Annotated in this window: 13 protein-coding genes; 5 read left to right on the forward strand and 8 right to left on the reverse strand. The window is 44.5% G+C overall.

Annotation, left to right across the window (positions count from 1 at the left end; genetic code table 11):
* The first annotated feature begins 2 nt into the window (after nt 1-2).
* Nucleotides 3-587: a type II secretion system protein gene (locus tag L2748_RS24485; RefSeq protein ID WP_220778195.1), complete on the forward strand. Its 585-nt coding sequence runs from the start codon at nt 3-5 to the stop codon at nt 585-587.
* A gap of 31 nt (nt 588-618) precedes the next feature.
* The gene (locus tag L2748_RS19015; RefSeq protein ID WP_220778194.1) at nt 619-1,260 is read left to right on the forward strand and encodes an MliC family protein; all 642 of its coding nucleotides are present in this window, start codon (nt 619-621) and stop codon (nt 1,258-1,260) included.
* A gap of 75 nt (nt 1,261-1,335) precedes the next feature.
* Here the strand turns inward: L2748_RS19015 and L2748_RS19020 are convergent, their stop codons facing one another.
* From L2748_RS19020 to L2748_RS19040, 5 genes are all read right to left on the reverse strand, one after another.
* A complete protein-coding gene (locus L2748_RS19020; protein ID WP_220778193.1) occupies nt 1,336-1,959 on the reverse strand; it encodes a glutathione S-transferase family protein in 624 nt (207 codons plus the stop codon).
* Between the two features lie 66 nt (nt 1,960-2,025).
* Nucleotides 2,026-2,703: a type 1 glutamine amidotransferase domain-containing protein gene (locus L2748_RS19025; protein ID WP_220778192.1), complete on the reverse strand. Its 678-nt coding sequence runs from the start codon at nt 2,701-2,703 to the stop codon at nt 2,026-2,028.
* Nucleotides 2,704-2,806: 103 nt separating this feature from the next.
* Nucleotides 2,807-3,964, reverse strand: coding sequence for an iron-containing alcohol dehydrogenase (locus L2748_RS19030; RefSeq protein ID WP_220778191.1), 1,158 nt, complete (start codon nt 3,962-3,964; stop codon nt 2,807-2,809).
* Nucleotides 3,965-4,104: 140 nt separating this feature from the next.
* Nucleotides 4,105-4,716: a TetR/AcrR family transcriptional regulator gene (locus L2748_RS19035; protein ID WP_220778327.1), complete on the reverse strand. Its 612-nt coding sequence runs from the start codon at nt 4,714-4,716 to the stop codon at nt 4,105-4,107.
* 135 nt (nt 4,717-4,851) lie between these two features.
* Nucleotides 4,852-5,304, reverse strand: coding sequence for an Lrp/AsnC family transcriptional regulator (locus L2748_RS19040; protein WP_220778190.1), 453 nt, complete (start codon nt 5,302-5,304; stop codon nt 4,852-4,854).
* Nucleotides 5,305-5,472: 168 nt separating this feature from the next.
* Between L2748_RS19040 and L2748_RS19045 the strand changes: the two genes are divergently transcribed.
* Complete coding sequence (locus L2748_RS19045) at nt 5,473-6,648, forward strand: PrnB family protein (RefSeq protein WP_220778189.1); 1,176 nt, start codon at nt 5,473-5,475, stop codon at nt 6,646-6,648.
* A 1-nt stretch (nt 6,649) separates the two neighbouring features.
* The gene (locus L2748_RS19050) at nt 6,650-7,765 is read left to right on the forward strand and encodes an aminotransferase class V-fold PLP-dependent enzyme (RefSeq protein ID WP_220778188.1); all 1,116 of its coding nucleotides are present in this window, start codon (nt 6,650-6,652) and stop codon (nt 7,763-7,765) included.
* An 81-nt stretch (nt 7,766-7,846) separates the two neighbouring features.
* Here L2748_RS19050 and L2748_RS19055 read toward each other — a convergent pair whose 3' ends face one another.
* Nucleotides 7,847-8,152, reverse strand: a complete 306-nt coding sequence (locus L2748_RS19055; protein WP_220778187.1) for a hypothetical protein — start codon at nt 8,150-8,152, stop codon at nt 7,847-7,849.
* Between the two features lie 248 nt (nt 8,153-8,400).
* Here L2748_RS19055 and L2748_RS19060 point away from each other — a divergent pair, with 248 nt between their 5' ends.
* Nucleotides 8,401-9,411, forward strand: a complete 1,011-nt coding sequence (locus L2748_RS19060; RefSeq protein WP_220778186.1) for a WD40/YVTN/BNR-like repeat-containing protein — start codon at nt 8,401-8,403, stop codon at nt 9,409-9,411.
* Nucleotides 9,412-9,502: 91 nt separating this feature from the next.
* Here the strand turns inward: L2748_RS19060 and L2748_RS19065 are convergent, their stop codons facing one another.
* Nucleotides 9,503-10,711 carry a dicarboxylate/amino acid:cation symporter gene (locus tag L2748_RS19065; RefSeq protein ID WP_220778185.1) on the reverse strand — a complete coding sequence of 403 codons (1,209 nt, stop codon included), beginning with the start codon at nt 10,709-10,711 and terminating at the stop codon, nt 9,503-9,505.
* A 105-nt stretch (nt 10,712-10,816) separates the two neighbouring features.
* The gene (locus L2748_RS19070) at nt 10,817-13,018 is read right to left on the reverse strand and encodes a carbohydrate-binding family V/XII (protein ID WP_220778184.1); all 2,202 of its coding nucleotides are present in this window, start codon (nt 13,016-13,018) and stop codon (nt 10,817-10,819) included.
* Nucleotides 13,019-13,193: the final 175 nt, after the last annotated feature.

Genomic DNA, 13,193 nt, shown 5'->3' on the forward strand with positions numbered 1-13,193 from the left:
TAATGATACAAAGAATAAAATTAACCGGTTTTACGTTAATCGAGCTGGTTGTGGTGATTATTGTGCTGGGTATCTTAGCGGTTATCGCGCTACCTAAATTTATTGATTTACGCACTGATGCCGATGTAGCGGTGCTAAAAGGAATGCAAGGAAGCCTAAAGTCTGCGCGCGATTTAGTGGCTGCACAAATTGAGCTAAGGCCTGAGAACCTTAATAATAGTCAACGACGTTTTACGTTGGAGAATGGGCAAAATATTCGTGTTAGAGGGCATTATCCTGATGGTCGCTGGAACAACACTTTTACTCATTTAGTTGATTTTGACTCTGTCACCTATATCACCTCAAATCAATGTACTGAGACAAATTCCGATACGGCTTGGTGTGCCCGTAATCGTAATTTAGGCTGGTTTACGCAAAGAGGCTATACTAATGCTAGTGTAGGTAGGGGATTTGTCATTTTTCCGCGGGGTAATAATCTAAACACAGACCGTTGTTATCTGTATTATTTCACTCCAAATGACAACAATGTTAGCCAAAAAGGTGTTTTACCTATTGTGGCGTTAGATTTAACTGAGTGTGGCGCATAGAGACATCACGCTTAGATACTAAGGTATTGTTATGAAAAGCTATTTTGTATTTGGCTGTTTAATCTTGTTATCGGCTTGCCAGTCAGCCACGCCAGATAAACAGGTTTTAGCTGCCCAAGCAGTGTCATCGGCTGAACCTGCAAATACTGAGTCAGAAATTATCTCACCGAGTTTTGATTGTAATCAAGCTCAGGGGCAGGTGGAAACCTTGATTTGTAATGACGCAGAATTGGCTGAGCTAGATCAGAAAATGGCACAAGTTTACCAAATGGCGGTAGTGAATATCCCTGAGTCTGAGCAACCTAAAGCGGTGCAAAGGGGCTGGATTAAAGGGCGTAATGATTGCTGGAAGGCACAAGATGTGCGCGAGTGTACTTTGGCCAATTATCAAATTCGTCTAGTAGAGTTGCTCATTCAAGGCAAACTCGTTCAAGCTACGAATAAAGCGACTTTTGATTGTGGTACACACGCTTCAATTAGCGGCGCTTTTTACACCCAGTTTGATCCGGTTATGGCAGTGTTTACTTTTGCTAATCAGCAAATGTTAGCGACTAATGTTCGCAGCGGCAGCGGCGCTAAATACCAAGGACGTAATTTTGAGTTTTGGGAGCATCAGGGCGAAGCGAGCGTTGAGTACCTAAGTGATCGCTATCAATGTAAGTTGCAGCAGTAAATACTCTGTCGTGCAAAAAATGGATTATCGAAAAAGCAGCTAGTTAGCTGCTTTTTATTGTATCGATATTGGATTTTAGCTCTTGTCGTACTCTTGCTCCAATTGTGTCGCTTTGGCGCTATTAGCATGCTGACTAAGCTGTTGTGCGTAAGCGGCAATATTTGGGTACTTGCTCACTTCGCCGCTTTGACTTAGCAGTTCGACAATAAACGACATCATAATATCGGCACCAGTGAGTTTGTCGGCGACTAAATAGCGCTTACCTTCAAGGGCCTGATTGACGTAGCTAAGCACTTTTTCAGTTTCAACAGCGGCATAACCTTCTAAGAAGTTGGTTTGACAGCCGTCTTTAGCAACAAACATTCTCAGTAGTAACGGCAAGATGGCAGAGCTTTCGGCAAAGTGCATCCATTGTAAATACTCAACGTATTCAGCTGTGCCTTTTTCTGGTGCCAAGATCCCCGCTGCATGTGTATCGATTAGGTACTCTGTAATGGCACCTGATTCGGCGATAACCTGTTGGTTATATTCAATCACTGGTGACTTGCCCAATGGGTGAATCGCTTTTAGCTCTGGTGGCGCGAGAAAGGTTTGGCTATCGCGCTGGTAGGCTTTGACTTGGTAGTCTAAGCCGAGCTCTTCAAGTAACCAGATAATACGTTTTGAGCGTGATTTATTAAGGTGATGCAGAGTGATCATTGCTTATTCCTTGCAGTTTATAAGATAACCAGAGCGTATGACGCGCTCTATTTCCGGTTAGTGTGTTTATTGCAGTTGCTTGATGATCTCATCGGCAACGACTTCTGAAGAGGCTGGGTTTTGGCCTGTGATAAGATTGCCATCAACGGCTAAAAAGCTGCTCCAGTCATCACCTTTGCGGTATATCGCGCCGTTCTGCTGTAGCATGTCTTCAACTAAAAAAGGCACGATATCAGTTAACTGCACAGCGGCTTCTTCACCGTTAGTAAAGCCAGTAACTTGCTTGCCAGCGACTAGAGGCGTGCCATCTGCGGCCTTGACGTTTTTAAGCACACCAGGAGCGTGACAAACAAGACCCACAGGCTTATTGGCTTGATGGAAAGCTTCTATCAATTCGATTGAATCTGCGTCGTTGGTTAAGTCCCAAAGCGGCCCATGACCACCAGGATAAAAGACGGCATCGTAATCAGCTTGGTTAACTTCGGACAATACCTGAGTGGTGGCTAGCAGCTGTCGCGCTTGTTCATCTTGATTAAATCTATTGGTTGCAGCGGTTTGAAAGTCAGCTTGCTCACTACTTGGATCAAGTGGTGGCTGACCACCTGCTGGTGAGGCTAAGGTGATAGTAAAACCTTGGTCTTTAAAGCGATAAAAAGGACTGGCAAATTCTTCTAACCAAAAACCGGTTTTTAAACCCGTGTCGCCAAGTTTGTCGTGTGAAGTGAGTACCATTAATATGTTCATTTAATTGTCCTTTTTATCTGTTTGTTTGCCAACTAGCAGTATCTTTATGAGCCGATACTGCGAGTTGACCAAGGTCTCTTTTTACGTTTCTTCGGATATGGGTTTATAAGTTACGTTCTAAAATCTTGCGGCTCATTGCCAGATCAACGTCTTGGTTTTCACCAAGGGCTGTCATGCCGTGAGCTTCAAGTTGGCTTACAATTTCATTGATGCTGTTATTGTCGAGTCCGTAATCTGATAGACGGGTTTGAATACCCATTTGTTCGAAGAACTCACGGGTTTTTTCGATCACAGCATCGATGATTTCGTCGTCAGAACCTTGAGTAATACCCCATACACGGCTGGCGTACTGTACTAACTTGTCTTTTTTGCCTTGGCGACGCACATCCAACATCCCCGGTAGAATCATGGCTAATGTACGAGCGTGGTCAACGTCATATAAAGCAGTGATTTCATGGCCAATCATATGGGTTGCCCAGTCGTGGGGTACGCCTTTACCAATCAGACCGTTTAATGCCAATGTCGCCACCCACATTAGGTTAGCGCGTACATCAAAGTCTTGTGGTTCTGTCAGCGCTTTAGGGCCGAGCTCGACTAAAGTTTGCAATAAGCCTTCGGCAAATCTGTCTTGTACTGGCGCATTAACAGGGAAGGTCAGGTACTGCTCGGTGATATGCACAAACGCATCAACCACACCGTTAGCCACTTGGCGCTCTGGTAGAGTAAAGGTTTTGCTTGGGTCTAATACTGAAAACTGTGGGTAGACATGATCGCTCATAAACGCCAGTTTACTTTTGAACTCTTTACGAGTGATAACGCTGCCGCTATTCATCTCTGAGCCTGTCGCAGGCAGGGTGAGTACGCTACCAAAAGGCATTGCTTGGGTAACTTTGCCACCCCAGCTTAAAAGAATATCCCAAGGCTCGCCTTCAAATAAGGCGGCAGCGGCAACAAATTTAGTGCCGTCGATTACAGAGCCACCACCTACTGCTAGTAGGAAGTCGATATCTTGCTGTTTAATGACATCTACTGCCAGCATTAAGGTTTCGTAGGTTGGATTAGCTTCGATACCGCCAAACTCAACCACATCACGTTGTTTAAGTGCTGTTTTTACTTCATCGAGAGTACCGGTACTTTTGGCACTATTACCTCCAAACAAAATTAGCACTTTGGCATCTTGTGGCACCAATTTATCTAATTCGGCAATCTTACCTTCACCAAAACTAATATGGGTAGGGTTGTAGAGTTCAAAGCTTTGCATAATCATTCCTATAATCGACTACAGCGTCGAGTGAGACTTAGGTCTAGAAATAAGTAGACCAGTCGTCTAGTAGACGTTTAAAAAATACCCGCCATAAACAGATATAAGCTTAGGCGGGGGAGATAAATTTACTGACTATTTTAATCGGGTCGCGCTAATGCGGTCACCGGATGGGCTAATAGTGCTTTGGTCACCAGTAATACGCGCTCAATGACATTTGGATCACGGATTAATTTGTTTCTTAAGCTGGCACCTAACCATAGTTGGTATAAGGTTTCAGCAGTATTGGCGGCATGCATGGGCGCTATTGAGCCATCTGCAATGCCAGCTTCAATGCCTTTGGCTAATTGCGCGATGACTGCTGAAGAGCCTTTATCTAAGGCTAAACGCATCGACTCAGAAAGATCGGCGACTTCAGCACTGAGCTTAACCACTAGGCACTTTTGGTCAACACAAGCATCACTCTGAGTGCTTTGCCAGCGCAGCCAATAGGTCATTAATCTGTCTAAGCCTGATCCTTCGTTTGAGGAAAATAGCGCCTCGATATTAGCCAAGTACGATTTAAAGTAATTGTTAATAATCTCTTCACCAAACTGCTCTTTAGATTTGAAGTAGTGGTAAAAAGAACCTTTAGGTACATCGGCAAATTTTAGGATCTGCGACAAACCCACATTAGAAAAGCCTTTGCTGGAGATCAGGCTGTAACCAGAGTCAATAATGTGCTGTCGGGTTTGCTGAGGATCTGTTTTGATACTTTTATTCATAGCAGTCAGCTTAACACAATTAGACCGGTCGTCTAGTGATTTTTTGTTTAAAAATAAATCAGCTTAGATTATTGCTTGTATTGAGTCTGATTGCTGTTTGAATAAATGCTCACAAAAGTGCCGCTATAACGGCAGCGTATTACGTGAGAAGTTTTGTTTTAATACCACTGTAGATTCTATACCGGCAATACAATTTAAGCTGCCGAGAGATTTTTTCACAAAGCTTTCGTAGCTCAGCAGATCGCTGGCGACAATTTTTAGCAGATAGTCGTGAGCGCCTGTAACCACTGAGCACTCCATTATTTGCTCTAAGTTTTCAACACTTTCTTCAAACATTATCGCGTGTTGGTCTGAATTTTCTTTAAGGCGAACAAAGGCATAAACCACCACATTTAGACCGACTTCTTTCGGATCAATTTGCGCTGCGTAACCACTAATCACACCACTTTGCTCAAGCTTTCTCACTCGGCGTAGGCAAGGGGTGTCTGACATATTGAGTTTTGCCGCTAATTCACTAATCGCGATTCGGCCTTGGCGCTGGAGAATAGCCAGTATGTTGCGATCTTTATTGTCCATCGATGAAGCCTTTTGTCTGGTTTGGTGATAATCAATATTAATAATTCTTTTTATAGTGGATTTCGATCTTAAATGAAAGTATTTAGGGCTAGATTGCCGATTTAAACTGAGAAGATACTGTTAGGCTAATTCGAGTGATTGTTGTACTCGAATAATAAGGACCAGAAAATGACGCGCAACACCCAAGCATTCGATCATTGGATCCGCACCCGCTTTGTTGAACTCAATAGCCGATTAGAAGTTTTGTACGCCGAGCAAGAAGATAGAGCCAATGTTGAAGGTATTGGTGAAGACATAAAGCTGCTGCTTGAAGCTGAAGGTCGAGAGCTGATTGCCAGCTTATTGGTTGAGGGCAATACCGATGAAGGCTTTGATCATGCTTTTGATTTACTCGGTAATGTGGGCTTATATATGGCGGCTTGCCGTCGACATGAAATCACCGAGCCGTCCCGTGAAACAGTCTCACCGCTTACTGAAGCATCAGCTCTAGCTATGCATATTGGTGCGTCTATTGGTGTCACGCCAAGATTTGCTACAGCCCACCTGACGACTCATAACCGTGCTAAGCAAGGCGTATATAAGCGTTTTACCAATTTGGATGCTGAAAAGCTATTTGTTGATTACAACACTAAGGGCATTTTGGCGTATAAGCGTGCCGCAGACGCATTACTCAAGATCCAACCATTGGGCATTGACCATCCTATTGCCTACGACTTGCTGTTGGTTGCCAAACGGGCTTTACGTGATGTGATTGATTCAAATAAGGTGTTGTTTCAAGAGCTCGATGCTGATGACTTTTTCTATTGTGTGCGCCCATATTACAAGCCTTATCGAGTGGGAAGTCAGGTGTATCGTGGCGCGAATGCCGGCGACTTTGCTGGGATTAACGTGATTGATATGTTGCTAGGCTTATGCGCGGCAAATGAACCTGGTTATTCGCAAATGCTGGTGGATAAGTTTCTGTATATGATGCCTGAAGATCAAAGCATATTGCGAGACTGTATGCGCCGCACTAGCTTTATGGATGACCTGCTGAATATGACTCATCTTAATCATCAAGCTTGGTATCAGCAAAATCTAACTGCGTTTCTAGAGGTGTGTGAGCTTCATGGTGAAACCGCGATTCAGCATCACAACGAGTTAGTCAGCAAATATATTGCTCAACCTGCTAAGCATATGGAGCAACATCATATCTCCAAGGTAACGGCTAGTGGCCCGCCATTACCCGTGTTACTTAATTCATTAGAGAAACTGCGCGATAGAAGAACAGCGGCAAAACGCGATGATATTCATACTCGTTTTAATGATATCGGTTTGCTGAAAGCAACACTGGAGGTTGGTTGAAATGAGCGCTTTTAAAGATGACTTTATGTTAGCGCCCGGCAGTTATTTGCTTAATCACTCTGTGGGCCGACCGCTAAAAACCGCAGAGCAGGCATTTAATCAGCAATTTTTTGCCCCTTGGCAAACATCGGGTAAAGAACCTTGGCAAGACTGGTTAGCGGTTATTGAATCATTTCATCAGGCTTTGGCTCAGCTGTTTAATGCCTGTGCCAGGGAGTTTTGTCCTCAGGTGAATCTATCGAGTGCACTGACTAAGCTGGTTATGTCGCTTGAGCGCTTAGAGCGCCCCAATGCTGTAGTACTAATGAGTGAGATTGATTTCCCCAGTATGGGTTTTGCGCTGCAAAAAGCGCTGCCAGATAGCTGTGAGCTGCGCTTTATTGCTAAAGACTTAGATATAACTGACGCAGCGGTTTGGCAGTCGTATATTACAGATGATGTTGATTTAGCGTTTGTTAGTCATGTTTACTCAAATACCGGTCAGCAAGCGCCTTTAGCTGACATTGTTGCTGCGGCAAAGTCTAAGCAGGCGCTAACGGTTATTGATGTCGCGCAATCCGCGGGGATAATTCCAATTGATTTACAGCAGTTACAGCCCGATTTTTTGATTGGCTCGAGTGTGAAATGGTTATGTGGTGGACCCGGCGCCGCATACTTGTGGATTAACGCAGCGCATATTGAGCATTGCCAGCCAAAAGATGTCGGTTGGTTTAGCCATGAAAATCCATTTGAATTTGATATTCACGACTTTCGTTATCATGCCAGTGCCTTAAAGTTTTGGGGCGGTACGCCATCGATTGCACCGTATGCGATTGCTGCGCACAGCATTGAATACTTTGCCAATATTGGTAGCCATCATCTACGCGAGCACAATCAGAGCTTGTTGAATTTACTGCATGATAGTTTGGGAGATGCGGTGGTATCACCCAAGCTTGAAAATAAGCGCAGCGCTACAGCAATATTGGATTTTGGGGGTAAACAGCAGCAGGTTTTAACAGCGTTAAAGCGGGCTAAAATAAGTGTAGATGTGCGCAGTCAAGGGATCCGCGTATCGCCACACATCTACAACGATATTACCGACATTAACAAACTGATTAAAGTTGTGGAGAGTTGTTAAAGTCTGCGGCTACGGGACTTATCCCGTAGCCAACCTACCTAGGTTACAAGCAATGTTTTTAATTGCTTAATAAATATAAAATTAAGGCTGCACAGCTCTTAAGTAGGTTTTGCGGTAGTCGTACTTCTGGTTAATATGGTTAAGCTCACCGATAGAAAGTTTGCTCAATAATGTCACGCCTTTCTCATCCGTCACAAACTTTTGTGCTGTACGATTAACAAAGTCAACTACGTAAACACTGCTATTTTCCAGTTCAGTTGCTGTTTGTTGTGCAGCTTGGTTTGAGCAGTCATTGCATTTAGCAATCGGACCCATTGCCGCAACACTTGCGGTTGAGATTAATAGTCCAGCGGTTAACAGCGCAGCTTGGCTAATTGATTTTCTCATATTGGTTTCCTTTTTATAAAATAGTGATCTTTGTCACACTTTTAATCTAGTTTATATTTTAGGCAGAGTCCAGAACTTTTTGTTATTAAGTTGTTGTTTAATAGTATTTTATTTAGTTTGTGCTAATTTAGTCACGTGTTCAGGAAGGCATATATCATTTGCTGGAGAGTTCATTGGGTTAGCTTGCTAAACCTAGATCTTTGGTCGATAGTAATAGTAGATCGCAGTTGTTCATTTAAGGGATTTTAATGAAGATATTCATGCTGTTAATTAGCCTATTTTGCTTTAGCGTTTCAGCTATGGACTGGCAAATTCAATCGCTGGCTGCTAATGCTTCATTTAGGGGCAGCGCGGTATCTGATGGTGTTGTTTGGGTTACTGGTAGTAAAAATCAGGTTTATATTTCTAAAGATGCCGGTAAATCTTGGCAAGATGTGTCGGTTAAGACTGAGTTGTTAACTGATTTTCGCGACATTGAAGTATTTGATGCCAATACTGCAATCGTGATGGGGGCGGGTGCTGGCGGTTTATCAAAGCTCTACATCACCAAAAATCAGGGGCTCAGTTGGGAGTTATTATTTGATAACCCTGATGACCTTGGCTTTTTCAATTCGATTGCTTTTTGGGACCGTAATAATGGTTTGCTATTGGGTGATCCAGTTGGCGGCTGCTACGTTATTTTACGTACCTCTGATGGTGGTCAGACTTGGCGGCGTATCGCGCAGCGTGAGTTGCCTGAAATGCTCGATAAAGAGGTGGCTTTTGCGGCTAGCGGAAATACGTTAATTGTTGATAAGCGCAGTAGAGCTTGGTTTACCTCTGGCGGCTTTAGTAGCTCAGTCTACAGTAGCGCAGATTCGGGTAAACACTGGCGTCGCGGGCCTGTTGCACTTTATGACGATACTCAAACTGCTGGTGGTTATGGCTTAGCTTTTAATACCTTAGGCGATCTGTTTGTACTTGGTGGCGATTACCAACAGCGGGATAAACATGATGCCAATATGGTGTATCTAAAGGGCTATGTTTGGCATAAACCGCCGGGAGCCACCCCTGGACTGCGAACCGCAATGGCGTGTTATCAGGAAACTTGTATTGCAACAGGTAAGCTATCGACAGATATTTCCCATGATAATGGTTATAGCTGGCAGCCGCTGCTGATCAACGGTGAATCACAAGGGTTCTTCACCTTAGGCATTGAGGGAAACTTGTTAGTCGCAGCAGGGCACGATGGGCGTGTGGCAGTGCATCGATTTGAGTGATGTATCAAGTTACCTCAAGACGGAACAAATGTAGCAAACGAAAAGCCCAAATCTAAAGTTTGGGCTTTTTAGTTTAATTCGTTTGGGTAGCTTATTGAGTTTGTTGGTAATGTTTGCCACTTATCCGTTGGATAATTTGGGTGGCATTAAGATCATGAATAACATTGATTACTGTTGCAGGTGCATCGGTTACCGCGCCAATAATCACTAGAATAGGGATCACTTCTATCGGCAAGCCTAAGGTGGTGACGATAAAGATCTCACCAAGAAAAGCGCCGCCGGGAACACCGCCAATTACAAAGGCTGACAACACTGAAATCAATACCGTCAGCGCAAATACGTCGGCAGTAAAATCTAAGCCTAGAATCGAGTAGATAAACACAATCTTAAGCGCCGTGGTCATGGCGGCGCCGCCCTTATTCAGGTTGACCAACAAGGGGAGGCTAATATCGGCGATATCTTCTCTTAGCCCCATTTTACTGGCGGCGCGAATATTTACCGGTAACGATGCTAATGAAGAACTGGTGCCTAAAGCGGTTGCTGAAGGTTCTACCGCGTTACGCCAAAACTGCTTAACCCCATTTATGCCGCCACCAAGCCAAGCATAAAGAGTGCTGCCTAAAGTGTAATAAATCGCTGCAGCGATAAAGAATAAGCCGATAGCGCGAGCAAAAGTGCTTAACAACTCTGGATCTTGGCTAGCCATGGTTGAGGCAAAGTAAGCACCGAGACCAACTGGTGCGGCAACCATCAAAATAGACACGATTTTCATAATCACGGTATTGAGGCTATCGAGCATCGCGGAAACTTTTTCGCCGTCTTTACCGGATTGACCAATAGCGATACCACTGATTACCGACATGATAATCAGCGCGAGTATGTTTGATTTCGACAACAGGCCGACAAAATCATTAGTCGTGAGCAGGCTAACAAAATCCATCTCGCCCGATCCGGCGCTCACTTGCTGCTGCAGATCGAGGGTTACGCCTTGAGCTGGGTCGTAAATTGAGGCTAAGCCAATAATGCCGAGTGTGGGGATAATCGCCATGGCAATCGACACTAAAAATATGCTTATCAATATAGCCCCTAAGCGCTTTAAATCCGTCATACGGGCAATGGATGAGGTTACGCTGATAGCCACTAACGGCACGATAATCATAAAAAGTAGGTTTAAAAATATCTGGCCTAATGGTTTTAGTTTTAGGGCAAAATCTGGAGTAAAAATACCGATTATTCCACCTAACATTAGCGCTGAAAGTAAAATAATTGAGCTGCGATAAGGCGCGAGTTTATGCCACATTATAGTTATTCCGTGAATGATGTCTGATGATATTCAAGACATGGGTTAAGCCAGTAATCAGTAAATAAATAGGCCTGCGTGCGGAAGGCCTATTTGTATTTTTTGTTAACGTCCACGCCTTCCTTCACGCATCGCACCATGCTGACGAGCGTTGCGGGCACGATTAAGTCCTTCTCGGTCAAAGTTGTGATTATTCATTGGCCGGTTGATATTGCTATGACCGTTGACCGGGTTGTTCGGTCTTGTTGGTAGAGGATTAGACAGGGATTTAGGCTGAGATATTTCACGATTATTTATCCCCGTTTCAATTTTCTGCCGTGTTTCGGGTGCCGGCGACCAACTGCCTTTATCACGGTTTTGCCATTTTCCATCTAAGTCTCTAGCTAGATTGCCATTTTTATCGGCAAAGACGTTATTAGTGCGCGCCTTGTTATGATTGGCAGGTTTAAACTTATTGTTAATCTTCGCCGGATCAGCATTGCGGTTACGGGTTTCTGGGCGGTTATAAAGATTGTTTTTACCGACTCTGTTGCCGGTGAGTTTGGTACCAGCAATGTTATTGTTAGCGAGTTTGTTTGAAATATTGGTGCGATTACCAATACTGACGCTGTTACCGATATTTATATCGCCGGTATTAATCACCACTGGGCGGCGATAACCACCGCCATAATAGCCACCACAGCAGCGCCCCGGATAATAGTGATTGCCCCATCCGGCGCTCCAGCCTATACCTACGCTAAAGAAGCCATTGCTCCAACTTACGCCCGCGTTCCAGCCTGTCCATGGGTTATAACCCACGTGTAAACCCCAAGTCGGTGGTCGTGGATAATAGTAACGTCCCCAATACGGAGGGTAATACCAGCCTGTGCCATAAACGGGCACGCCATAATAAGGGTATGACCACATATAACCTGGGGTATAGCCGACATACACTACCTCAGGCGTTGAGTCGTAAATCTCAACGTAAGTGGTGTTATACACAGGTGAACTTGGCGGAATTTTGGCGATTTCATCATTAGGGATATTATCAGCCACTTGCCAAGGCCCTTTAGCATTAGATGCGCTAAACCATACGCCATTATCAACGGCATAATATTGGTTGTTTATCTTTAATACTTGGGTCGTTGTGTTGACTGCGTAGGCGACTTGGGTGCCGGGGATCGCATCAAACTTGGGCTCGCCATCATATTCTACGCTGAGCTTTGCGGCGTCTCGTTTAATTGCGGCAGTTTGTGGAATTTGTGCATCGAGCATTGCTTGCTCAGCTTCTGTTGTGCCAGCTACCGATACGCGTAAGCCACCAATATCAGATTCTGGTGGGATTTCATTAAAGCTTGCTGGGAGTTTGTCTGGACGAACGAAACGCCATGGACCAGCTTGTTTTTTCGATTTAAACCAGCGACCAGAGAGTAGTAGGTACATGTCGCCACTTGAGGTTTCACGGATCCATGCCGTTTCAGTATTGCTGACATACAGTAGCTTTCCAGCGGTTAAGCTTTGCCATTGCGGCTTGCCGTCAGTAGAGACTAGCTCTGTCGGCTTATCGACGGCGATGACAGCGGGGGCATCAGCGCTTTTAGCTGGTGTTTGACTCGATTCTGGCAGCATTTTAACGAGATCGGCTGGTGGATATTCGGTGACTTGCCATGGTCCTAAGGGATTATCGGCTGTATACCAATAAGTGCCATTGCTGAGATAGAGCTTTTGGGTTTGCTTGTTACGTGCAACGGCAAAAGGAGTGTTAAGTGCGCGTTCGTAGGGGCTATTTTCAATATCTCTAAATTGTGGCGTGCCATCAAAAGCAAGTAGTACCGCTAGCTGTTGACGAAATAAAATATCGGGGGCATCGCTTTTGATTTCCGCCAGACTTTGTTTTTCTTGTTTAGCGTTAGCAAGACTTGCAGAAAGGCGCTGCATTGATATTTCAAACTGACTATTTTCAAGCTCCTTTTCCACCACTTCTGTAAATCGCTGCTCATCAGCGGGTTGAGAGTCTGGCCAGCGTACCTTGGTGACTTCGATATTGCGCACCGTGGCGATATCCTTGTTGGTGTCAATTCGCGCACTAAACCAAAAGGCACCAAAAATAGGTTCGTCTCGGTCGATTAGCTCCAGCGACATCGCCGCGCGGCCCTGCAAGATATTGCCAGTTAGCGATTCAGGCTGGGGCTGATACACCACAATTGTGCCTTCTTTAGCGGTAACATCTTGTGGCCATTCAATGGCGTGGACGGGTATCGCGGCTGATGTTAATAGCAAGGTTATGCAAATAATCGCTTTGGCATAAATCGCTGTGAGTGCTGGCATAATCGTTCCCTCGAAAGCAGTTGTATAAAGCATAGCTGCTTGATTTTGTGGGCGCTATTTTAGTTATCTAGTTTTTAAACAATAAAAATGTATGGTCCGCCTCGTTATTGCAAATGATATTTTCGATAACGAGGTTGGTTTGCGCTAATGTATTCGGAGTCTTCATTAGGTGCTT

It is taken from the genome of Shewanella sairae (genome assembly GCF_023283535.1).
Lineage (GTDB): Bacteria > Pseudomonadota > Gammaproteobacteria > Enterobacterales > Shewanellaceae > Shewanella > Shewanella sairae.